At 70.1% G+C, this 19,089-nt stretch carries 27 protein-coding genes; 17 read left to right on the top strand and 10 right to left on the bottom strand.

Going from position 1 to position 19,089, the window contains the following annotated elements:
- Window positions 1–3 precede the first annotated feature (3 nt).
- Both QRN26_RS02800 and QRN26_RS02795 read right to left on the bottom strand, forming a co-directional pair.
- Entirely contained in the window at window positions 4–1,167 is a 1,164-nt protein-coding gene (locus QRN26_RS02800) for an anhydro-N-acetylmuramic acid kinase (protein ID WP_285035176.1), read from the bottom strand.
- Window positions 1,164–2,492 (bottom strand): MFS transporter, encoded by a 1,329-nt coding sequence (locus tag QRN26_RS02795; RefSeq protein WP_285035175.1) that lies wholly within the window; start codon window positions 2,490–2,492, stop codon window positions 1,164–1,166. Before QRN26_RS02795 ends, QRN26_RS02800 begins: the two co-directional genes overlap by 4 nt.
- A gap of 134 nt (window positions 2,493–2,626) precedes the next feature.
- Between QRN26_RS02795 and QRN26_RS02790 the strand changes: the two genes are divergently transcribed.
- The 4 genes from QRN26_RS02790 to QRN26_RS02775 all read left to right on the top strand — a co-directional run bounded on the left by QRN26_RS02790 (window position 2,627) and on the right by QRN26_RS02775 (window position 5,646).
- Window positions 2,627–3,514 (top strand): MurR/RpiR family transcriptional regulator, encoded by an 888-nt coding sequence (locus QRN26_RS02790; RefSeq protein WP_285035174.1) that lies wholly within the window; start codon window positions 2,627–2,629, stop codon window positions 3,512–3,514.
- Window positions 3,515–3,597: 83 nt separating this feature from the next.
- Complete coding sequence (locus QRN26_RS02785) at window positions 3,598–4,044, top strand: VOC family protein (RefSeq protein WP_056011872.1); 447 nt, start codon at window positions 3,598–3,600, stop codon at window positions 4,042–4,044.
- Between the two features lie 88 nt (window positions 4,045–4,132).
- On the top strand, window positions 4,133–5,116 hold the full coding sequence (locus QRN26_RS02780; RefSeq protein WP_285035173.1) for a GNAT family N-acetyltransferase: 984 nt from the start codon (window positions 4,133–4,135) through the stop codon (window positions 5,114–5,116).
- A 125-nt stretch (window positions 5,117–5,241) separates the two neighbouring features.
- Window positions 5,242–5,646, top strand: a complete 405-nt coding sequence (locus QRN26_RS02775; RefSeq protein ID WP_056780664.1) for a VOC family protein — start codon at window positions 5,242–5,244, stop codon at window positions 5,644–5,646.
- Here the strand turns inward: QRN26_RS02775 and QRN26_RS02770 are convergent.
- A complete protein-coding gene (locus QRN26_RS02770) occupies window positions 5,601–6,125 on the bottom strand; it encodes a hypothetical protein (protein ID WP_285035171.1) in 525 nt (174 codons plus the stop codon). The two genes, QRN26_RS02775 and QRN26_RS02770, sit on opposite strands and share 46 nt — an antisense overlap.
- A 123-nt stretch (window positions 6,126–6,248) precedes the next feature.
- Window positions 6,249–6,452 carry a hypothetical protein gene (locus QRN26_RS02765; RefSeq protein WP_285035170.1) on the bottom strand — a complete coding sequence of 68 codons (204 nt, stop codon included), beginning with the start codon at window positions 6,450–6,452 and terminating at the stop codon, window positions 6,249–6,251.
- A gap of 125 nt (window positions 6,453–6,577) precedes the next feature.
- Between QRN26_RS02765 and QRN26_RS02760 the strand changes: the two genes are divergently transcribed.
- The gene (locus QRN26_RS02760; RefSeq protein ID WP_285035169.1) at window positions 6,578–6,790 is read left to right on the top strand and encodes a hypothetical protein; all 213 of its coding nucleotides are present in this window, start codon (window positions 6,578–6,580) and stop codon (window positions 6,788–6,790) included.
- A 49-nt stretch (window positions 6,791–6,839) separates the two neighbouring features.
- Here QRN26_RS02760 and QRN26_RS02755 read toward each other — a convergent pair whose 3' ends face one another.
- Entirely contained in the window at window positions 6,840–7,601 is a 762-nt protein-coding gene (locus tag QRN26_RS02755; protein ID WP_285035168.1) for an SDR family NAD(P)-dependent oxidoreductase, read from the bottom strand.
- A gap of 176 nt (window positions 7,602–7,777) precedes the next feature.
- Here QRN26_RS02755 and QRN26_RS02750 point away from each other — a divergent pair, with 176 nt between their 5' ends.
- Complete coding sequence (locus QRN26_RS02750) at window positions 7,778–8,386, top strand: phosphatase PAP2 family protein (protein ID WP_285035167.1); 609 nt, start codon at window positions 7,778–7,780, stop codon at window positions 8,384–8,386.
- Between the two features lie 34 nt (window positions 8,387–8,420).
- Window positions 8,421–9,128, top strand: coding sequence for a hypothetical protein (locus QRN26_RS02745; protein ID WP_285035166.1), 708 nt, complete (start codon window positions 8,421–8,423; stop codon window positions 9,126–9,128).
- A gap of 37 nt (window positions 9,129–9,165) precedes the next feature.
- Here QRN26_RS02745 and QRN26_RS02740 read toward each other — a convergent pair whose 3' ends face one another.
- A complete protein-coding gene (locus QRN26_RS02740; RefSeq protein WP_285035165.1) occupies window positions 9,166–9,426 on the bottom strand; it encodes a hypothetical protein in 261 nt (86 codons plus the stop codon).
- A 137-nt stretch (window positions 9,427–9,563) separates the two neighbouring features.
- On the opposite strand from QRN26_RS02740, the gene QRN26_RS02735 reads away from it, so the two are divergent.
- Window positions 9,564–9,947 (top strand): cupin domain-containing protein, encoded by a 384-nt coding sequence (locus tag QRN26_RS02735; RefSeq protein ID WP_285035164.1) that lies wholly within the window; start codon window positions 9,564–9,566, stop codon window positions 9,945–9,947.
- Between the two features lie 99 nt (window positions 9,948–10,046).
- Window positions 10,047–10,526 carry an LptM family lipoprotein gene (locus QRN26_RS02730; protein WP_285035163.1) on the top strand — a complete coding sequence of 160 codons (480 nt, stop codon included), beginning with the start codon at window positions 10,047–10,049 and terminating at the stop codon, window positions 10,524–10,526.
- A gap of 66 nt (window positions 10,527–10,592) precedes the next feature.
- Here the strand turns inward: QRN26_RS02730 and QRN26_RS02725 are convergent, their stop codons facing one another.
- The 3 genes from QRN26_RS02725 to QRN26_RS02715 all read right to left on the bottom strand — a co-directional run bounded on the left by QRN26_RS02725 (window position 10,593) and on the right by QRN26_RS02715 (window position 12,543).
- Window positions 10,593–11,648, bottom strand: coding sequence for a S41 family peptidase (locus QRN26_RS02725; RefSeq protein ID WP_285035162.1), 1,056 nt, complete (start codon window positions 11,646–11,648; stop codon window positions 10,593–10,595).
- Between the two features lie 104 nt (window positions 11,649–11,752).
- Window positions 11,753–11,980 (bottom strand): hexameric tyrosine-coordinated heme protein, encoded by a 228-nt coding sequence (locus QRN26_RS02720; RefSeq protein WP_056011878.1) that lies wholly within the window; start codon window positions 11,978–11,980, stop codon window positions 11,753–11,755.
- Window positions 11,981–11,994: 14 nt separating this feature from the next.
- Window positions 11,995–12,543 (bottom strand): carboxymuconolactone decarboxylase family protein, encoded by a 549-nt coding sequence (locus tag QRN26_RS02715; protein WP_056010419.1) that lies wholly within the window; start codon window positions 12,541–12,543, stop codon window positions 11,995–11,997.
- Window positions 12,544–12,666: 123 nt separating this feature from the next.
- Here QRN26_RS02715 and QRN26_RS02710 point away from each other — a divergent pair, with 123 nt between their 5' ends.
- Genes QRN26_RS02710 through bla form a run of 3 tightly spaced genes read left to right on the top strand, consistent with a single transcriptional unit; the run spans window position 12,667 to window position 14,904 of the window.
- Complete coding sequence (locus tag QRN26_RS02710; RefSeq protein WP_056780681.1) at window positions 12,667–13,557, top strand: AraC family transcriptional regulator; 891 nt, start codon at window positions 12,667–12,669, stop codon at window positions 13,555–13,557.
- Between the two features lie 7 nt (window positions 13,558–13,564).
- Window positions 13,565–13,972 carry an SRPBCC family protein gene (locus QRN26_RS02705; RefSeq protein ID WP_285035161.1) on the top strand — a complete coding sequence of 136 codons (408 nt, stop codon included), beginning with the start codon at window positions 13,565–13,567 and terminating at the stop codon, window positions 13,970–13,972.
- Window positions 13,969–14,904 (top strand): class A beta-lactamase, encoded by a 936-nt coding sequence (gene bla, locus QRN26_RS02700; protein WP_285035159.1) that lies wholly within the window; start codon window positions 13,969–13,971, stop codon window positions 14,902–14,904. Before QRN26_RS02705 ends, bla begins: the two co-directional genes overlap by 4 nt.
- 154 nt (window positions 14,905–15,058) lie before the next feature.
- Here the strand turns inward: bla and QRN26_RS02695 are convergent, their stop codons facing one another.
- Window positions 15,059–16,108, bottom strand: a complete 1,050-nt coding sequence (locus tag QRN26_RS02695) for an SDR family oxidoreductase (protein WP_285035158.1) — start codon at window positions 16,106–16,108, stop codon at window positions 15,059–15,061.
- A gap of 85 nt (window positions 16,109–16,193) precedes the next feature.
- On the opposite strand from QRN26_RS02695, the gene QRN26_RS02690 reads away from it, so the two are divergent.
- From QRN26_RS02690 to QRN26_RS02670, 5 genes are all read left to right on the top strand, one after another.
- Window positions 16,194–16,508, top strand: coding sequence for an ArsR/SmtB family transcription factor (locus QRN26_RS02690; RefSeq protein ID WP_285035157.1), 315 nt, complete (start codon window positions 16,194–16,196; stop codon window positions 16,506–16,508).
- Window positions 16,509–16,577: 69 nt separating this feature from the next.
- Complete coding sequence (locus tag QRN26_RS02685) at window positions 16,578–17,021, top strand: hypothetical protein (protein WP_285035156.1); 444 nt, start codon at window positions 16,578–16,580, stop codon at window positions 17,019–17,021.
- Window positions 17,014–17,340: a transcriptional regulator gene (locus QRN26_RS02680; protein WP_285035154.1), complete on the top strand. Its 327-nt coding sequence runs from the start codon at window positions 17,014–17,016 to the stop codon at window positions 17,338–17,340. The genes QRN26_RS02685 and QRN26_RS02680 overlap by 8 nt, the downstream gene beginning before the upstream one ends.
- Before the next feature lie 122 nt (window positions 17,341–17,462).
- Window positions 17,463–17,816 carry a UBP-type zinc finger domain-containing protein gene (locus QRN26_RS02675; RefSeq protein WP_056780693.1) on the top strand — a complete coding sequence of 118 codons (354 nt, stop codon included), beginning with the start codon at window positions 17,463–17,465 and terminating at the stop codon, window positions 17,814–17,816.
- A complete protein-coding gene (locus tag QRN26_RS02670) occupies window positions 17,813–19,072 on the top strand; it encodes an FAD-dependent oxidoreductase (RefSeq protein ID WP_285035153.1) in 1,260 nt (419 codons plus the stop codon). Before QRN26_RS02675 ends, QRN26_RS02670 begins: the two co-directional genes overlap by 4 nt.
- Window positions 19,073–19,089 lie beyond the last annotated feature (17 nt).

Below are 19,089 nucleotides of genomic sequence, written 5' to 3'. Positions count from 1 at the left end.
CCGTCATGCTTCGAACCGTAGCCCCTGCGGAGGCCCGTCGAGGGTCCGAGCCGGGAGGGCGCTTCCGGGGACGATCGCGCCGAGCACGCTGCCGTGCGAGGCGCCGGTGGCGGAGGGCAGGGAGCCCGCCTGTCCGTTCACCGTCAGGAACCCGAGGACGGCGAAGGCGAGCGCCTCCTTCGCGTCGGACGGGAGCCCGGCGTCGTCGCTGATGACGACCTCGGCCTCGGGGAGGGCCGCGCGGATGCGTGCGACGAGCTGCGGGTTGCGGACGCCGCCGCCGGCGAGGATGACGCGCTCGACCCCGCGGACCGCGTCGGCCACGGTCCGGGCGGTCAGCTCGGTCAGGGTCGCGACCAGGTCCTCCACAGGCAGCGCCGGTCGGCCGGCGAGCTGCTGCCGCAGGTACGCGAGGTGGAAGAGTTCTTTACCCGTCGACTTCGGTGCGGGACGCCCGTAGTACGGCTCGCGGAGCAGCAGCTCGAGGGTCTCCTCGTGGACGGTGCCGCGCGCGGCGAGTTCACCGTCGGCGTCGTACTGCCGGGCGCCACCCGTGTGCTCGGCGACGACCGCGTCGATGAGGGCGTTCGCGGGTCCGCTGTCGAACGCGATCGGATCCGTTCCCGGGCGCACGATCGTCGCGTTGGCGATGCCGCCGAGGTTGACGGCTGCGGCGGTCCCACCCGCGAGCCAGAGGGCGTCGATCATGCTCACGAGCGGGGCGCCCTGGCCGCCGGCCGCGACGTCGCGCGAACGGAGGTCGGCGACGACGGTCACGCCGGTGCGTTCGGCGATCCAGGCAGGCTGGCCGAGCTGGAGGGTCCCCTCCACCCGGCCGTCCTCGACCCAGTGGTACATGGTCTGGCCGTGGGAGACGATCAGATCGGCGTCGCCATCGCACAGCTCGGCGACGGCACGGACCGCGAGGTCGGCGAACGCCTGGCCGATCCGGGTGTCCAGACGGCAGACGTCCTCGACGCTCGTTGCCGCGGGCGGGAGGGCTGCGGTGATCATGGCGCGCAGCTCCGGCTCGTACCCGGCGGTGATGAGGCCGAGTGGGTGGACGACGAGGGTGTCGCCGTCGACGCTGATCTCCGCGGCGGCCGCGTCGATCGCGTCGTGCGAGGTGCCCGACATGAGGCCGATGACGCGCATGGGCCGGGTCACTTGCGCAGCTCCGTCCGGTGCGCGTTCCCTCGGAGGGTGCCGATCGCGATCGCGCTCACCACGCACGTCGCCATCACGTAGTACGCGGGCACGTCGAGGTCGCCGGTGGAGGCGATCAGCGAGGTGATGATGAGTCCGGCGCTGCCCGAGAACACGGCGTTCGAGATCGAGTACGACAACCCGAGGCCGGTGTAGCGGACGGAGGTGGGGAACATCTCGGCGAGCATGGCCGGGCCGGGGCCCGCGATCATGCCGACGACGGCTCCGGCGACGAACACGGCGAGCCCGTGGATCCCGACCCCGAGGTCCGGGTTCTGGAGCACGTTGAGCAGGGGCAGCGCGAGGATGACGATGAGGCCGGTGCCGGTGAGCATCACCCAGCGGCGACCGATCTTGTCCGACAGCCATCCGGCCGGGAGGATCGTCGCGGCGAATCCGGCGTTCGCGAGCACGGTCGAGATCAGGGCCTCCTGGAACGACGCGTTGAGGCTGCTCTGCAGGTAGGAGGGCATGACGACGAGGAAGGTGTACCCCGCGGCGGACCACCCCATCAGTCGGCCGATGCCGAGGAGGATCGCCTTCGCGGTCGCCGCAGCGCCGGCACGGACGACCGGCTGCGTCGCAGCCTTGGCGGTGTCGGTGCCCGAGGCGGTGATCTGCTGGAACTCCGGCGTCTCCTCGAGCTTGAGGCGGAGGAACAGGGCGACCGCGCCGAGCGGGATCGCGAGGAGGAAGGCGATCCGCCAGCCCCACGCCGCCAGATCCGCTTCGGACAGGACGGCCGACAACAGCGCGACGGTTCCCGCGCCGCCGAGGAGGCCGAGCGCGACGGTGAACGACTGCCAGGAGCCGTAGAGTCCGCGCTTGCCCGCAGGTGCGAACTCGGTCATGACCGAGACGGCCCCGCCGAACTCGCCACCCGCGGAGAGCCCCTGGAGGATGCGCACGAGCGTGAGCAGGATCGGAGCCGCGACACCGATCGACGCGTACGTCGGGAGGATGCCGATGAGGGCGGTCGCTCCGGACATCAGTACGAGGACGAGGATGAGCGTCGGCTTCCGACCGATCCGGTCGCCGATCCGGCCGAACAGGGCCGCACCCACCGGGCGGAAGAAGAAGGCGATGGCGAAGGACGCGTACGTCGCGATGAGCGACTCGATGCCCGTCTGCTCGCCGTCGCTGAAGAACTGGGCCGCGAGGATCGTGGCGAGGAACCCGTAGATCCCGAACTCGTACCACTCGATGAAGTTGCCGACGCTGCCGGCCACGATGGCGCGACGCCGGGCGGCGCTGCTGATCGTGATGGGCGGTGTGGAGCTGGTCACGGGACCTCCCTTGGTTCCTGGATCGTGCTCGGGGCTTTGCCACAAAGATACACGGTCAGACGAGGGATGGTACTTTCCATACCTGTCGTCGGCCGGTGCCGACGGTACAGTGATGACCGACGAGGGGAGCACGCATGGGAGCAGACGGCCGCAGAGCGCGGGCGGTGTCCACCGAGGTGCGCGCTCGTCTCGAAGAACTCCGCCCCTCGGAGCGCCGCATCGCGGAGTCGCTCCTGGCCGACCCGGGCGCGTTCGCAACGCGGTCGGTCGCGGAGATCGCGGAGGAGGCGTCCACCTCGACGACGACGGTCGTGCGGTTCACGCGGAAGATCGGCTACGACCGCTTCAAGGACTTCCGGCACGACCTGACCGAGGAGAACCTCCGCGAGCGACTCGCCCTGGCCGGCACGAACGCCCAATCACCCGACATCGTCGCCGGTGACAGCCTCGACGACATCGTCGCGAAGGTCGCCGCGAACGAGTCCCTGTCGATCGCCGACACCGCCCAGGCCCTCGACACCGAAGCCCTCACGCGCGCAGCCGCAGCGGTCGCCGGCGCTCGCCGCGTCGACATCTTCGGCGTCGGAGCGAGCTCGATCGTCGCCGTCGACCTCCAGCGCAAGCTCTCCCGCATCGGCCGCGTCGCACTCGAATGGCCCGACTCGCACGCGGCCTGGACGGCTGCCGCGATCCTCGACGAGCAGTCGGTCGCCGTCGCCATCTCGCACTCCGGAGCGACCGCCGACACCGTCGACTTCCTCCGTCTCGCCGCTCGCTCAGGGGCGACGACGATCGCGATCACGAACCACGCGGAGTCGGCGCTGGCGAGCGGCGCGGACATCGTCCTCCAGACGGCCGCCCGGGAGACCGCGTTCCGGTCGGGGGCGCTCGGAAGCCGGATCGCGCAGCTCATGGTCGTCGACTGCCTCTTCATCGGCGTCGCCCAGGTCGACTACGAGGCGTCCACGGCGGCCCTGCAGCGCACCTTCGACGCGGTGCGGGAGCGTCGCACTTCCGAGTGACGTCCGCGTCGGTCGCGTCCCGGTCACCGACAAGGTTCGTTCCGTCGGGTACAACCGCGCGATCGGTGAGTAGCATGCGGGTCATGGCAATCAAGCTGGAGAACGTCGGGATCGCCGTCCGGGACATCGAGGAGGCCATCTCCTTCTTCGTCGACCTCGGGCTCGAAGTCGCGGGGCGGGACACCATCAGCGGCGACTGGGCGGACACCGCGGTCGGTCTCGACGGCAACCACGCCAAGATCGCCGTCCTCAAGACGCCGGATGGTCACGGGCAGATCGAGCTGTTCGAGTACCTGCACCCGGACGCGATCGAGACGGAACCGACAGCGCCCAACGAGATCGGCATGCACCGCGTCGCCTTCTCGGTCGACGACATCGACGTCGCGCTCGCCACGGCGGCCCGACACGGGTGCTACCCGCTTCGTGGTGTGGCGAACTACCAGGACGTCTACAAACTCACCTACCTGCGTGGCCCGAGCGGCATCCTGGTGATGCTCGCCCAGGACCTGACGAAGACCGAACCGCGCTGAGCGGCACCCTGCCGGACGGCGGTGCCGGCGTCTGGACGCACCAGATCCGCCCTGGACAGACCAAGCGCTCCTCGCCAAGGTGGGAGGGATGACCGACACCCGAGCAGACGTCCTGATCCGACCAGCCACCGAGCCTGAGCTGCGCCACCTGCCCGACTGGGCGATGAGTGGCCCGGTGACGACGGTGGCCTTCGAGCGCTTCGGCGGCGAGGTCGATGCCCGGAACTATCGGCCGGAATGGACCTGGGTCGCCGAGCGGGACGGGCGGATCGTCGGTCACGCGCTCTGGTGGGGACAGTCCGACGCGTCGAGACCTGCCACCCTCGACCTCCTCGCTGCCGACCCCGAGCTGTCGGCCCCTGAGGTGGTCGGAGCGGCCCTCATCCGCGCCGGCGTCGACGCGTTCGGCGCCGGCCCGGCACTGGAGTTCAACGTCGACGTCGCTCCGGGGTGGGCGGATGACCCCGGAGCGGTCGCCGCCGTCCGCTGGCGGGAGGCCGCGGCTCACGGGGGAGGGCTTTCTCGCACCACCGAACGCATCAGCTTCGCGAGGTCGAGCACCGATCCCAGACCCCCGCGCTCGACCCGCCTGCGCTTCGTCGAAGCCCCGGACGAGCGGTTCCACGAGCTGTTCGCCCAGGTCGCGACCGGGACGCTCGACGCGCACACCCTCGACATGGTCGCCAGCGAAGGCGTGCAGGCGCTCGCCGACGACGACCTCGCGTTCTACCGCTCCCTGCCGGGGAAGCGCGAGGCGTGGCGGGTCGCCGAACTCCTCGACGGCACGACCGTCGGGTTCATCATCCCGACCAGGACCGCCTACGACGCGAGCATCAGCTATCTCGGCGTGCTGCCCGACCATCGCGGACACGGGTACGTCCACGACCTCCTGGCGGAGATGGTCCACGTGCACCACGACGACGGTCAGGACCGGATCGTCGGCACGACCGACGCCGCGAACGTGCCGATGCGGAACGCGTTCGCGCGCGCGTCCTTCTCCGTCACGCGGGTGCGGATCGTGCACGCCCAAGCGGGCGACGGTGCAGAAGGCGACGCGGCCGGACTCGCCTAGAGCATCCCGGTCAGCGGCGATGGACTCGACCATCGCGGCGTCGCCATCGGACGGTCGCGCATCGCGCCGACCGCAGCCCGGAGATCGTCCTTGTGGCTGATTCGTGCCGGGCGTAGCTTGACCGCATGAGCCTCTTCATCACCTGCCCGGTCGAGAGCGTCGAACGCGCGACCGCCTTCTACGACGCCCTCGGCTGGACGCGCAACGCGGCGATGTCCTCCGAGCAGGTGTCCTGCTTCGAGATCGCTCCCGAGCAGTTCGTCATGCTCGGCAGCCGCGAGATGTACGCCGGGGTCGGTGGCACCGAGGACCTCATCGGCGGACCGGACACGCCGTCGAAGGTCACCGTCTCGTTCGACCTCGGCAGCCGGGAAGCGGTCGACGAACTCGTCGAGCGTGCTGGCGCCGCGGGCGGACGGGTCGGCGACACCGACGACTACCCGTTCATGTACCAGCGCCAGTTCGACGACCCGGACGGCTACCACTACTCACCGTTCTGGATGAAGCCGGACACCGAGCCGACCGCCTGAGCGACCCCACCTCGACACGGTACGGCGAGCAGGTCTCCAGCCACGAGGTCTCGCGGGAGCTGCACGCACGGCTCGTCGCCCGCCGGATCGATGGCGGATTCGTTCTCGACGCGGAAGGCGACGGAGTGCGTCGTGGACGCCCGGCCGATCAAGCGGAGTTCCGACCAGCACGCGTCGGTTTCCGACAGGCGGGCGTCGAGGGTGAGGTGATGGCCGTCTTCACCGAAGGCCACCGCGACGACGCTGGCGACGATCACGGAGGTCTGCTCGCTGGAGGACGGACACCCGCCGGTGCCGGGGATCACCGCTGCCGCCGTGTGGACGCACGGCGTTCCCTGCCGTGCGACTAGGTGCAGCATCGAGACGTCGGCGACGATCACGTCCGTGGTGCTGAGGCTGGTGTGTGCCGGCCAACGGTCAGGGACGAACGGGTCCGGGATGCTGCGGCGGAGCGAGGGCAGGATGGTCGTGAGGGTCATGACGACCGGTCTACGCCTCACCAACCCGCCGGATGCCGGTCCTCACGGGATCCATGCGTCGATGACCGGAACCCCGACGGTCTCCTCACGCTCTGAACTCAGGACTCGAGCGTGGCCAGCGAACTATGAGGGTTCGCCGTCCTCGTGCGCCGCTCGACGCCGGCGGTCGTCGCGCCACCTGAGGAGGGTCATCGCCAGGTTGAGGGCGAGGAGCGAGAGGGCGGCGAGCTTCAACGGGAGCGGCATGGACGGGTTCAAGCCAAGGATCAGCGCGAGAACACCGAGGAACCCGAGCCGGACCCAGGGTGCCGCAGCCGCGTTCTTCATCCGGCCACCCTAGCCGCAGGCTTCCGGCGGCGAGTCGCGCTCGCAGTGTGCCCCGCACGCTGAGCTGCGCATGACGTGAAGGAACCGCTGGCGACGACCGGCCGGGACGACCTAGGCTGACGTCCATGCCACCGCCGCCCATGAAGAGGACCCGTTCCACCCTCCTGCTCGCTGCGGCGGCGCTGCTGACCGTCGCCGGGCTCGCGCAGCTCGTGCTGTGCCTCATCGACTGGTCCGGTGAGCCCGGCGACGTGTTCCAGCTGGTGCTCGCCGCGGTGCAGTTCGTGTGCGGGCTGATCGCGTTCATCCTCACCGCGCGTCGTCGCCCTCGGTCGTGATCGCGAGGGGTGTCGGCAACCCCTGCTGACCGCGAGTCGCGGGTCCGCGTCAATCGATGGTGTGGCCGCCGTTGACGGTGATGCGCTGGCCCGTGATGAACCCGGTCCGGTCGGAGGCGAGGAACGCGACGGTGTCGGCGATGTCGGCGATCGTGCCCATGCGCCCCATCGGCACCTCGGCCAAATACGCCGCGATGTCCTCCGCTGACGCGTCGGCGTGGCGCTCGACGGGGATCCACCCGGGGGCGACGAGGTTCACGGTGATGCCGTCCGGCCCGAGCTCGCGCGCCCACGACCTGGTCAACCCGAGCTGGGCACCCTTCGCCGCGACGTAGGCGGACATCTCGGGGAGGGCACGCTCGAACATGTCCGAGCCGATCTGGATGATCCGGCCGAACCGCTGCTCACGCATGTGCGGGGCGATGGAACGCACGAGGAGGGTCGGGCTCTTCACGAAGAACGCCAACTGGGCGACGTGGTCGTCCCAGCCGAGCCGGTCGATCGGCACCGACGGCTGCGGGCCCGTCGCATTGGCGACGAGCACGGAGATGGGCGCGGCTGCCTCGGTGATGTGCTCGACGAGCGAGACCACCGACTCCTCGTCCGTCACGTCCGCGCTGAACGCCTCGGCGGCACCACCGGCCTGCCGGATCGACTCGACGACGTCGGCCGCCTGCTCGGCCCCGGATCGGTAGTTGACGGCGACGAAATACCCGTCAGCACCCAGCCGGCGGGCGATCCCGGCACCGAGCCCTCTCGAGGCACCGGTCACCAAGGCGACTCGCTGACCTGCGAATCCGAGTGAGGTCATCGCCGTGCTCCGTTCGATCGTCGGCTCGAACGCCGATGGATGGGATGCCACTCCACGCTGCTGTTCAGTGTCGGCGTCGCGTCTGCCCTGACCCTCACGAGGATAGTCGGCGGTCCGACCAGGTTGTCGCTTGGCACCGTGACTCGGCCGCCGCCCCGGGGCACTACCGTCGAGGGATGCGTCCTGCTCCCCGCCCCACCGGCAGCCTCCGCGTCGCCCAGGTGGTCTCGGAGGTCTTCGGGCCGGCGCCGCTCCTGACGTTCGCCCTGATCCAGGCCGGTGTCGGCACCGCACCGCGTGGCATCTGGACGGCCCTGCTCGCCTCGCTGCTGATCGCGGTCCTGCCCTACGCGGCACTCATCCTGTTGGCGCGCTCCGGCAGGGTCAGCGGGCGGTTCGTCTCCGACCGCCGCCAGCGCGGACCGATCCTCGCGTGCGTGCTGGTGTCCGTGGTGCTCGGCGTGTCACTGCTCGTCTGGCTCGGCGCCGACGCCCGGTTGTTGGCCGTCGGCATCGCCGCGATCATCGGCTTGCTCGTCGTCACGGCGGTGAACCTGGCGTGGAAGTTGTCGATCCACGCGGCCATCGCCGCTTTCGTCGCCATCCTGCAGTTCGGCTCCCTGCCCGTGGCGCTCGCCGCGACCCTGCTCCTCGTGCCGCTCGTCGTCGGCTGGGCCCGCGTCCGCGAGGGGGCGCACACGACGGCGCAGGTCATCGCCGGGTTCGGTGCCGGTGGTGCGGTCTTCCTCGCATATCTCCCGATCCTCGCCGCGCTCCAGGGGTAGCGGGGGTGTACCCGTCTCCGGCCAGAATGGTCGCATGACGACCCGACCACTCGCCGACGACCACTGGCGCACCTGCCTCATCTCGCCGTACCTGCGGGCTCCGGGCGATGCCGGGGCTGCGTCGTTCTTCGTGCGCACGTATGCGCGCGACCTCGTGTTCCCCGGGTTCGTCTCGATCGACGAAGCGCGGCCCGTCGTCCGCAGGTACGCCGAGGTCGTCGGGCTCGACGCGGGGTCGGCGGACGGGGTCCTCGCGGAGGTCGTCGACACCCGGATCGCCGAGACCGCCGCCGGGTCCGGCTCCGAGGTCGCGTTCGCCACCGCGCTCGACCACCTGCGCGATCAGGGCGTGGCGGTGCGGGTCGGTCTCGACTGCTGTCGGGACCGGGCGCTCGAACGGGTCGAACGCGAACACGGCGACCACGACCGTTCCTTCGCGGTGGCGGCGATCGACGACCTCATGAAGATCGCGCGGGCGTCTCGGATCGACGTCAGCTTCTCCTATCTCGACAGCGCGATGGTCGACGTCCTGACGCCTGAGCTCAACGCGCGAGCAGCCGCCGGCGACCGAGAGGCACAGGCGACGTGGCTCCAGACGGTGGACGACGCCGAGCGGGTGGCCGGCGGACTGGTCGCTTCGGCGATGCAGGATGTGGCCGGTCTCTACGTAACGTGGAACGGCACCGCCCAAGACACGGTCGGTGTGCACGTCCCCGGCTGGAACCGTCCGCTCCCGGTGTGATCCGATCGGCCGGGTGCACGCGAGGCGCGGGCTGGGGCTAGTCGGTTCGGTCAGGCTGAGCGTGCGTCCGCCGACGTCGACGAGCGCGGGCGAACTGCACGAGCGCGATCGTCGCGGCCGCGACCAGGACCGCGATGATGAACCACGTGCGGAAGGCCGCGGGAGGGGACGCGACGTCCACGCCGAACGCCAGCAGTGCGACGGCGGACACCAGGACGACCCGCACCGCCCAGTTCTTCAGGAGCCAGTCGCTGACGCGGTCGACCGCAGCGGTCTCATCCCAGTCCCGATACCCCATGCGCGCAGCTTACGCGGGTGCCCCCTGAGCGGTTGGCGCGTCGGGGCATGCGCCGGCCGCTCGTCCTCCAAGCCGGTGTCCGGAACGTTGGAGGTGTCGTGCGGCACTCCCTGCATCCGGTCCGGGACGATGGTCGTATGACAGCTCTGAACGGGATCGACATCGCGGCCGAACTCCGACAGGTCGAGGCCCACTGGACCCCACGAGTGGTCGGACGGGTGAACGACCAGTACGTGAAGGTCGCCAAGCTGCTCGGCCAACTGGTCTGGCACGACCACGCGAACGAGGACGAGATGTTCCTCGTCGTCTCCGGCACCCTCCGGATCCAGCTCCCCGACGACCAGGAGGTGGTGCTGACCCCGGGCCAGTTCTTCGTCGTACCGCGAGGCGTGCAACACAATCCCATTGCCGAGGAGGAGGTCGAGATCGTCCTCATCGAGACCGTCACGACCGCGCACACCGGCGATGTGGTCGTCGAGGGCACCGTGCCCGTGGAGCGACAGGTCGGCGACTTCCGCTGAGACCAGGCGCCCGACAGCTCGGGAACGCCGCGGTCAGGATCCGGGGGCGGGGGGTCGGAGGACGCTCCTCGCGAGTCCACCGGGCCAGACCGTCGTGGTATGAAGGTCGCCATGCGCCGCGCCGTCAGCACTCTCCTCGCTATCTGCCTCGTCGGCACCCTTGCAGGGTGCGGGGCGCTCGACCGTGGGCCCAGCTACGAGTCTGCGAAGGAAGCGGCGCTCGCTTTGCGTCAGGAGTTCGAAGCGACGTTGCCTGACGGAGCGTCGACGGTGAGCGAGAAGGAGGTCGACCTCGCCTGCAGCGGCGGTGCCGCCCAGTACGACGGCAGCATCACGGTGAGCGTCGCAGAGGGGTTCGATCGCAACGCTTGGTTGGACGAGGCCGCGGCGATGTATGCCGACAGGCCGGCGTGGAAGGTCGAGAAGGCGGTCGCAGCCGACGACTCCTCAGACGCCACGAGCGGCGTCTCCTTCATCTCCGATGACGGCTATTACGTCCGTCTCGACGAATTCGCCGACACGTCAGAGTGGGGGCCGGTCCTCGTCCTGGGCACGTCCGGTCCATGTGTGCAACGCTGAGTAGGCCGTCCGTCCGCGCCCGTTGAGCGGCAGGTGGGCGACTTCCGCTGATCGGGCGGTCGCCGCTCAGCGGAACGTCGCGAGCCAGTCCGTGACCGCGGCCGGCAGCTGCGCGTCGTCGACGACGGTGTCCGGCTGGATCGGGACCCCGTACCGTTTGCCGGTGCGATCGGCGTCGACGGCGACGGTCAGGTTCACCACCGCTCCGTCGTAGAGGCGGAGCGGCTGGTTGGCGGTGCTGAAGCCGTAACTCGGCTGCCCGAACACGTGCACGTCCGCTTGGCCGATGAACGCGATCGCGACCGCTTCGGCGGAGCTGCCGGTCATCCCGTCGATCAGCACGGCGATGGGGCCGTCCACCTTCTGCTGCGGACTCGTCGCCGCGGCCTGCTGCGCACCATCCGAGGAGACCGTGCCGCCGTCCACCGATACCACGGTGGATCGGTCGACGGCTTCGAACGTCTCGACCGTGCCGTCGTCCAACAGCGGTGCGACGGCCGCGAGCATCGGCCAGACGTTGCCGCCGTGGTTGTCGCGGAGGTCGACGACCCAGTCGGTCGTGCTGGGCGCCGCGTCTGCGATGGCGGTCGTCACCGTGTCGATGTACCGCTGGCCGAAGGAGTCCGGCCCCGTCCCGCCGCCGATCAGGGTCGGCAGGCGGATGGTCGTCACGCCGTCGGTGCTGGTCACGGTCGGGAGCTCGTTGTCCGCTTCGTTCCCGGAGGATGGCCCGAACTGCTCCGCGGCCGCAGCGGGATCGGCGAACGTCGTGTGGGGGCCGCCCAGTTCGGATGCCGCTGCGGCGAGCGGCCCATAGGTGTCGGTGTACACGTCGGCGTCGGCGACCTCGGAGAGCACTCGCGCCCGGACCTCCGCGTACCGCTTCGGCGTCGCCTCGATGCCCTGGCGCATGCCGTCGAGCGCGACCTCCGCGTAGGTCTGCGGCGACGGCGGGACGAGGTAGATCCCGAACGACCGCAGGAGCGGTGCGGCGACGATCGCGCCACCCACGATCACCGCGAGGAGCGACGCCGCGACGACGCCGACGATGCGGCCCCGTCGTCGTCTCCGCCCGGTGATCGGCTGCTGCAGGGGAGGGTGGTCACGGGTGGTTCGGGGCATGCTTCCACGCTACGAACCGCTGCCGCCCGAGGCGTCCGTCCGCAGGACGATCCCGCCTCGTGGACGTCATCCGCGGGCGGGATCGTGGTGCGGCGGTTCGGCGGTCAACGCCAGTAGCCGTTCGCTGCGGCGACGGTCTGGAAGTTGATCGCGATCACCTGGGAGGCGCCCATCAGGCTGTCGGCGTTCTCCGCATAGGCGACCCGCAGACGTGCGCGGACGTCCGCGTCAGGCTGGGTCATCTTGACGCCGGTTCTCGACAGCTTGATGGCGAGCGCATAGCCATCCTCCGGTGTGGCGGCCAGCAGGGTGGGGAGCCAGGATTCGGTCATCGGGACCACCCCGCTCAGGCTGCAGGGCGAAGCGCCACGGTCGGGAAGTCGACCGGCACCTCGAGCGCGACGTTGAGGTAGTTCGTGAACAGGTTCAGGGCGACCTGGCCCACGATCTCGACGATCTGCTCGTCGGTGACGCCGTGCGAGCGCAGCGCTTCGACGTCGGAGGACGGGACCTGACCCCGGAGCTCGACGAGCCGCAGCGCGAAGGCGAGGATGGCGGCGGTCTTCGGGTCGTGGGACTGCCCGGTCTGCGCAGCCGCCATGGCGTCACGGCTGACACCGGCCTTCCGGCCGAGCGCGGAGTGCGCGGCGAGGCAGTACTCGCAGGAGTTGCGGTTGGCGACGGCGACGGCGATCTGCTCGCCGAGGGCTGCGCCGAGCGAGCTGCTCGCGCCGAACGCGCCGAAGGCCGACCACATGCTCGTCAGGGCAGCGGGCGAGTTCGCGACGGTCTTGAACATTGCCGGAACGGTGCCGAAGGCGGCGCGGATCTGGTCGAGCTGCTCCTTGGTGGTTCCGGTCGCGGTCTCGGGATCGACGAGGGGGATGAGTGACATGGCTGGGTTCCTCTTCTGACTGGCCCGGTGTCTCCGGGGGTGATCCCATCCTGCGCGCCGACACCGGACGATTCGTTGCAATACGTCTGGACTTCGGTGCAGATCGTCTGAGATGCTGGCGGTATGTACCCCGTGGACCGCCTGTCGTCGATGCTCGAACAGTTCCGGATCCGGGCGAGCCTCTTCCACGCGGGCCCGCTGTGCGGCGTCACCACGTTCGCGGCGAGCCCCGGGCGCGGCTTCCTGCACGTGCTCCGCGACGGCGAGATGACCGTCACGCATCAGCACGCCGACGGCCGGATGGAGACCGTCGAGGTCGATCGCCCGAGCCTGCTGTTCTACCCGAGGCCGCTGGAACACGCCTTCCACAACGCGCCGACCGAGGACTCCGAATTCGCCTGCGCCACCATCGACGTCGAGGGCGGTGCCACACATCCGCTCCTCCTCGCGTTGCCGCCGGTCGTCGTGATCCCGCTCGACGCAGTGACAACGCTCCGGCCCGCCCTCGATCTCCTCTTCACCGAGGTCGACGCCGGTGCCTGCGGGCAGCGGGTCATCGTCGACCGGCTGTTCGAGGTGGTCCTCATGCAACTGTTCCGCTGGATGCTCGACCACACGGACGAGGTCGGGTTGCCGGCGGGCCTCCTCACCGGGCTGGCGGATCCCGCGCTGGCACGCACGCTCGTCGCCATCCACGAGGCGCCGGGTGAGCCGTGGACGTTGACGTCGATGGCGGAGGAGGCACGGCTGTCGAGAAGCACGTTCGCGGCTCGGTTCGCCGCGCTGGTCGGGATGCCTCCCGCCGAGTACCTCACCAGCTGGCGCGTGACGCTCGCGCAGGGCATGCTCCGTGCCGGGGAGCCGGTCGGCCGCACCGCCTCGCGCCTCGGGTACGCCAGTGCGCCGGCGTTCTCGCGCGCCTTCTCGCAGCGCGTCGGGTCATCGCCGCGGGCCTGGTCGGCCTCCGCGCTGTCGGCTGACGCGGTGGCCGTGCGGCCGTCAGGGCTGGCATGATGCCACGATGAGAAGCCACCACGTCAGTCGGGTCATCGCCGCCTCGCCGGAAGCCGTCTACGAGTACGCGTCGGACGTCGACAACCTGCCGCGCTGGGCCGCCGGACTCGCGCAGGCCGCGGTGGTGCGCGAGGGCGACTCCCTGTTCGTCGAATCGCCGATGGGCCGCGTGGAGGTCCGCTTCGTCGAGCGCAACCGGTTCGGTGTGCTCGATCACGACGTCACGCTGCCCACGGGCACGGTGGTCACGAACCCCGTCCGGGTCCTGTCGCACCCGGACGGCGCGGAGGTCGTCTTCACGGTCCGCCAGATCGAGCTCGACGATGACGAGTTCGCCCGCGACATCGAGCTCGTCGCGAAAGACCTCGAGCGACTCGACCAGCAGATCACCGGGACCGATCGCCCTCGTTCATGACCGGCCGTCGACTCTCCCTTCGCACCGTCGTCCTGACCGGAGCGCTGCTGATCGGCGTCGTCGGCTGCAGCCCGTCCGCTCCGTCGCCCTCCGGTGGCCCGAGCGCGGCACCGACATCGTCGGCACCGGCGGTGGTCCCCGCACCCGACCGCTCGGCGGAGTTCCAGGCGCTGGAGGCCGAGTTCGGCGCGCGCGTCGGGGTCAGCGCGATCGACACCGGGTCCCGAGCCCGACTGTCCTACCGGGCCGATGAGCGCTTCGGATACGCCTCGACGATCAAGGCGCTCGCCGCAGCCGTCTTCCTCCACGAGGTGCCCGCCGCGGCGCGGGAGGAGCTCGTCACCTGGTCGGCGGAGGACGTCGAGGCGGCCGGCTACTCACCGGTGACGAGCGAGCACGTCGACACCGGCCTCACCCTGTCGCAACTGGCCGAGGCCTCGGTACGTCGGAGCGACAACACGGCGCTCAACCTCGTCCTCGTCCGGATCGGCGGGCCGAGCGGACTGGACGCCGCGCTCTCCGCCCTCGGTGACGAGGTGATCGAGGTGGTCAACGCGGAGCCGACACTCAACGTGATCGAGCCCGGCAGCACCGAGGACACCAGCACGCCCGCCGCGTTCGCCGACGACCTCTCCCGCCTCATCGACGGTTCCGTGCTGGAGCCCGCCGACCAGGAGACGCTCCTCACTTGGATGAGCGGGAACGCGACCGGCGACACCCTGATCCGAGCCGGTGCACCCGCCGACTGGCCGGTGGCCGACAAGTCGGGTGGCGCGGGTGGCATCCGGAACGACGTCGCGATCGTCCGTCCGCCGGATCGGGAGCCGATCATCCTGTCGATCTTCACCACCACCCTGGACCCCGACGCCGACTACGAAGACGCGCTCGTCGCGGCGGTCGCGAAGGCCGCGCTCTCCGCGTTCGCCTCCTGACCGCTCGTTCCAAGCTCGGGCGGGCATCATGCCCGCATGACGACACCGGTGCTCGCCCTGATCTGCTTCCTCGGCATCGCGATGCCCATGGCGCTGGGGCTGTTGCGGAGCCAGCGTCAGCGTGGCCGCCGGGCGAGCGGTCACGCATCCGCCGCTAGGGGATGAGCCGCTGCTCGCGCAGCTCCTGGAAGATGCCGAGGAACATCGTCTCGGTGTCGACGTACTCGTGGAACCCGGCTCGCCGGGACTTCGAGGTGTCCGCGATGACGTCGTAGTCCCACGAGAACACGAAGTCCCCGAACGTCCATGAGGACACGTCCCGATAGGGCGTGGCGACGAGCCCGTGCCGGTCGACCATCGCGTTCCACAGCGCCTCCTTGTCGGCCATGACCTCGGCGAGCTGCATCTCCAAGGGTGGCGCGACCTCGAGGTCGAAGAACGCGGCGATCTTCGGCCACATCGACGACCACCGGAACAGGTCGCCGTTCGTGATGTTGAACGCCTGATCGCGGGCGTCCTCGGTGGTCGCCGCCCACACCGTCGCCTTCGCGAGGAGGTCCGCGTCGGTCATCTCGATGAGGCTCGTGTAGGCGCCGGGTCGGCCGGGGAAGCGCAACGGGATGCCGAGCTCCTTGCTCATCGACGCGTAGACGGCGATGACCATGGCGAGGTTCATGGGGTTGCCCAGGCCGATCCCGGCGACGACCGAGGGGCGCAGCGCGGACCAGGACCAGCTCGCCCCGACGCGTCGGCGTTCGAGGAACTGCTGCTGGTCGACGTTGAACTCGGGCGGCATGTGCGGCGGGTCGGACTCCTTCGCCGGTGTCGCGAAGGGGCCGAGGTGGGCGCCGTAGACCTTGTAGCCCTGCATCAGGCTGATGTGCTCGAGGTGCGTCGCGACGGGTTCGACGGCGTCGACGACGTTCGTGAGCATGGCGAGGTTCGGGGCGACGAGTTCGGCCCAGCTCGGGCGGTCCTGGTAGGCGGCGTAGAAGACGTGGGTCACTTCGGTCAGGCCGCGGAGGGCCTGCATGGTCGCGTTGCGGTCGAGCAGGTCGACGGCGATGTGGCGGACGGCACCTCGGTCCGTCCCGCCGCGGCGCGACAGACCGATGACGTCCCATCCGAGCGTCTCGAGGTGGGTGATGAGGTTCCCGCCGATGACGCCGCGGGCGCCGATGACGAGTGCTGTGTGTTGCGTCATGACTTCTCCATCGTTAGATCGTGATTTACCGATGCACAGTCTCACACAACATCGGGAGATCGCGATATAGCGATATAGTGGGGCCATGGCGAACGCTGATGAGTCGGACCTGGTGGCGGTGTTCAAGGCACTCGGGCACCCGACGCGCCTCGCGATCCTCGGCTGGCTGAAGGACCCCGAGTCGTTCCCGCCCCAGGATCGGCCCGCGAGCGAGGTGGGCGTCTGTCTGAAACACATCCAGGCGCGGGCGGGGGTCTCCCAGTCGACCGCCTCGCAGTTCATGGCGACGCTCCAGCGCGCCGGCCTGGTCACCTGTACCCGGATCGGCCAGTGGTCGCACTACCAGCGCGACGAAGCCGCGATCGAAGCCCTCGGCCGGCGGCTGTCGCTCGACCTCTGACGGCAGCGGTTGTTTCCTTTGGGGAAACACTGTGATAGTTTCTCCAGACGCAACGACTGGAGGTCGATCATGGATCATGAAGACGCACAGGACCGCTGGAACCAGGCGCGAGACGCCTCACGCCGCTCCGCCCGCGAGGGAGCACTCACCACCGCGATCCTCACTGCGGTGCTCATCATCGCGCTCGGGGTCGTCGTCGACCTCGACATGGTCTGGTTGCTCGGACTCGTCGCCATCGGCTTCGTCGCCCTGTCCCTCGCGCGGCCGGTGCGACTCCGCCTCGACTGGTCTGACCGGAGGGGCGTCCTGCTGCTCACCGCGAGTGGCGTGGCCGTCGCCGTGGTCTACGTCGTGACCCAATGGATCGCCCGCTCCGCAGGCGTCCCTGTACCCAACACGGTGTCGGCGGTCGTCGCAGCCGTGGTCGTGTTCGCCGCCTGCTTGCCCGCGCTGGTGCGGCTCGCGAACGGCTCCGCGACGCTGGGCGGGCGGTCGGGGTCGCGCGATGTCTGACGACCACCGAGCCGAAGACGCCGAGATCAGCCGTCCGGCGCTGAACCCGCTCTTCCACGAGCCCGCCCGCCTCGCGCTGCTGTCAGCGCTCGCGCCCGCTGAGTACACTGACTTCGCCTCGCTCCTCCGCATCACCGGCGTCAGCAAGTCGGCGCTCTCGAAGCACCTCTCGGCGCTCGCCGAGGCCGGGGTGGTCGAGGTCGGGAAGAGCGACACCGACCGCCGCGGTCGACGCATCGCCCTCACCGCGGACGGACGGGTCGCCTTCGAGTCCTATCTCGACGCCCTCGCCGCGATCGTGCAGAACGCCCGGCGCTGACGCTGACGCACCGCCGATCCGGCCCTCCTGCGGACTTCCGACGCCCGTCGAAGGCCAGTCCGTTCCGGCCGACGTACGGTGGGTCCACGTCGTCGGACGACGAGACGAGGAAGGGATCCACCATGGACGATGTCGAGCGATTCATCAAGCCGGACGTCCCGCCGTCCGGACCCGGTTGTGTCGAGTGCGAGGCGACCGCCAGCTGGTGGCTGCATCTGCGCCGCTGCACGTTCTGCGGCCACATCGGGTGCTGCGACGACTCGCTCAACACACACGCGACGAAGCACGCGACCGCGACCGGCCACCGGGTGATCCGCAGCTACGAACCGGGGGAGGACTGGTTCTACGACTACGGCACGGAGGAGTCGTTCGCCGGTCCCACGCTCGCACCGCCGCTCAGCCACCCGCGGTCGCAGACGGTCCCCGGTCCGCACGAGCGGGTGCCGGCCGACTGGGAACGCCTGCTCGGTTCATGACCGCCGTCGGGGAGGTGGCGATCGCGCCGTTGCTGGTGTTCGAGCGGTCCTTCGGGCGCGAGGCGTTCGCGATCCGCGACTACCTCACGCGCAGCGGCGTCCTGTTCCAGACGGTCCTCATCGAGACGGAGGAGGACTGCCTCGACCAGCTCGGAGCCGGGTTGACGGAGACCCGCCTGCCCGTCGTCGTCTTCCCGGACGGCACCCGACTCGCCGACCCGACCCCGGCGCAGATCGCTGAGCACTTCGGCTGGATCAAACGCCCGAAGCGCAGCGAGTACGACGTCCTCGTGTACGGCGCGGGCCCAGCGGGGCTCTCGGCGGCGGTCTATGCGGCGTCGGAGGGCCTCGACGTCGCCGTCGTCGAACGCGACGCCGTCGGTGGCCAGGCCGGTTCGAGCAGCCTCATCGAGAACTACCTCGGGTTCGCGCACGGCATCTCGGGGGCGGCGCTCGCCGAACAGGCGCGGCGTCAGGCGATCGCGTTCGGCGCCGAACTCCTCGTCATGCGGCACAGCTTGAGCCGCAGTTTCGGCGACCACCACATGCAGGCCGAGTTGGCGGACGGCTCCCACCTGTCCGCGCGTGCGGTCATCTGCGCCACCGGGGTGCAATGGCGTCGGCTGGGACTGCCGCTCGAGGACGAGTTCGAGGGCTCCGGGGTGTTCTACGGAGCCGGCACGAGCGAGGCGTCGTCGTGCGTGGGCGCGCACGTGTACATCGTCGGGGGCGCGAACTCAGCCGGGCAGGCGGCGATGAACCTCGCGGCGCACGCCGAGCGGGTCACGGTCCTCGTCCGTGGTCCGTCGCTGTCGTCGACCATGTCGACCTACCTCCTCCGTCGCCTGCTCGCGGCTCCGAACGTCGAGATCCTCGTCGACACCAGGGTCACGGCGCTCCACGGTGACGACCGCCTCCGTGCGCTCACCGTCGAGTCCGCGGGCACGACCACTGAGATCCCGGCCACGCGTCTGTTCATCTGCATCGGCGGCCGGCCCAACACCGCCTGGGCGGAGGATTCGGCGGTCGCGCTCGACAGCCGTGGCTTCCTGCTGACCGGCGGGGACCTCCTGCCGGAGCACCTCACCCGGTGGCCGCTCGCCCGGCAGCCGATGCACCTGGAGACGAACCAACCCGGGGTGTTCGCCGCGGGGGACGTCCGAGCCAACTCGATCAAGCGCGTCGCCTCCGCGGTCGGCGAGGGCGCGATGGCGGTCTCGCTCACCCACCGCTACCTGGCCGAGACGTACGGGTAGGCGTGAGACCGGGACCC

This window comes from Plantibacter sp. ME-Dv--P-095 (genome assembly GCF_030209365.1).
In the GTDB taxonomy this organism is placed as follows: Bacteria; Actinomycetota; Actinomycetes; order Actinomycetales; family Microbacteriaceae; genus Plantibacter.
This window is presented reverse-complemented; position numbering and strand designations above follow the sequence as displayed.

What these genes read in the sequence shown, in the direction of transcription:
- QRN26_RS02790 (WP_285035174.1), top strand. Translation starts at nt 2,627, where the DNA reads ATGGGAGCAGACGGCCGCAGAGCGCGGGCGGTGTCCACCGAGGTGCGC.
- QRN26_RS02785 (WP_056011872.1), top strand. Translation starts at nt 3,598, where the DNA reads ATGGCAATCAAGCTGGAGAACGTCGGGATCGCCGTCCGGGACATCGAG.
- QRN26_RS02780 (WP_285035173.1), top strand. Translation starts at nt 4,133, where the DNA reads ATGACCGACACCCGAGCAGACGTCCTGATCCGACCAGCCACCGAGCCT.
- QRN26_RS02775 (WP_056780664.1), top strand. Translation starts at nt 5,242, where the DNA reads ATGAGCCTCTTCATCACCTGCCCGGTCGAGAGCGTCGAACGCGCGACC.
- QRN26_RS02770 (WP_285035171.1), bottom strand. Translation starts at nt 6,125, where the DNA reads ATGACCCTCACGACCATCCTGCCCTCGCTCCGCCGCAGCATCCCGGAC.
- QRN26_RS02765 (WP_285035170.1), bottom strand. Translation starts at nt 6,452, where the DNA reads ATGAAGAACGCGGCTGCGGCACCCTGGGTCCGGCTCGGGTTCCTCGGT.
- QRN26_RS02760 (WP_285035169.1), top strand. Translation starts at nt 6,578, where the DNA reads ATGCCACCGCCGCCCATGAAGAGGACCCGTTCCACCCTCCTGCTCGCT.
- QRN26_RS02755 (WP_285035168.1), bottom strand. Translation starts at nt 7,601, where the DNA reads ATGACCTCACTCGGATTCGCAGGTCAGCGAGTCGCCTTGGTGACCGGT.
- QRN26_RS02750 (WP_285035167.1), top strand. Translation starts at nt 7,778, where the DNA reads ATGCGTCCTGCTCCCCGCCCCACCGGCAGCCTCCGCGTCGCCCAGGTG.
- QRN26_RS02745 (WP_285035166.1), top strand. Translation starts at nt 8,421, where the DNA reads ATGACGACCCGACCACTCGCCGACGACCACTGGCGCACCTGCCTCATC.
- QRN26_RS02740 (WP_285035165.1), bottom strand. Translation starts at nt 9,426, where the DNA reads ATGGGGTATCGGGACTGGGATGAGACCGCTGCGGTCGACCGCGTCAGC.
- QRN26_RS02735 (WP_285035164.1), top strand. Translation starts at nt 9,564, where the DNA reads ATGACAGCTCTGAACGGGATCGACATCGCGGCCGAACTCCGACAGGTC.
- QRN26_RS02730 (WP_285035163.1), top strand. Translation starts at nt 10,047, where the DNA reads ATGAAGGTCGCCATGCGCCGCGCCGTCAGCACTCTCCTCGCTATCTGC.
- QRN26_RS02725 (WP_285035162.1), bottom strand. Translation starts at nt 11,648, where the DNA reads ATGCCCCGAACCACCCGTGACCACCCTCCCCTGCAGCAGCCGATCACC.
- QRN26_RS02720 (WP_056011878.1), bottom strand. Translation starts at nt 11,980, where the DNA reads ATGACCGAATCCTGGCTCCCCACCCTGCTGGCCGCCACACCGGAGGAT.
- QRN26_RS02715 (WP_056010419.1), bottom strand. Translation starts at nt 12,543, where the DNA reads ATGTCACTCATCCCCCTCGTCGATCCCGAGACCGCGACCGGAACCACC.
- QRN26_RS02710 (WP_056780681.1), top strand. Translation starts at nt 12,667, where the DNA reads ATGTACCCCGTGGACCGCCTGTCGTCGATGCTCGAACAGTTCCGGATC.
- QRN26_RS02705 (WP_285035161.1), top strand. Translation starts at nt 13,565, where the DNA reads ATGAGAAGCCACCACGTCAGTCGGGTCATCGCCGCCTCGCCGGAAGCC.
- bla (WP_285035159.1), top strand. Translation starts at nt 13,969, where the DNA reads ATGACCGGCCGTCGACTCTCCCTTCGCACCGTCGTCCTGACCGGAGCG.
- QRN26_RS02695 (WP_285035158.1), bottom strand. Translation starts at nt 16,108, where the DNA reads ATGACGCAACACACAGCACTCGTCATCGGCGCCCGCGGCGTCATCGGC.
- QRN26_RS02690 (WP_285035157.1), top strand. Translation starts at nt 16,194, where the DNA reads ATGGCGAACGCTGATGAGTCGGACCTGGTGGCGGTGTTCAAGGCACTC.
- QRN26_RS02685 (WP_285035156.1), top strand. Translation starts at nt 16,578, where the DNA reads ATGGATCATGAAGACGCACAGGACCGCTGGAACCAGGCGCGAGACGCC.
- QRN26_RS02680 (WP_285035154.1), top strand. Translation starts at nt 17,014, where the DNA reads ATGTCTGACGACCACCGAGCCGAAGACGCCGAGATCAGCCGTCCGGCG.
- QRN26_RS02675 (WP_056780693.1), top strand. Translation starts at nt 17,463, where the DNA reads ATGGACGATGTCGAGCGATTCATCAAGCCGGACGTCCCGCCGTCCGGA.
- QRN26_RS02670 (WP_285035153.1), top strand. Translation starts at nt 17,813, where the DNA reads ATGACCGCCGTCGGGGAGGTGGCGATCGCGCCGTTGCTGGTGTTCGAG.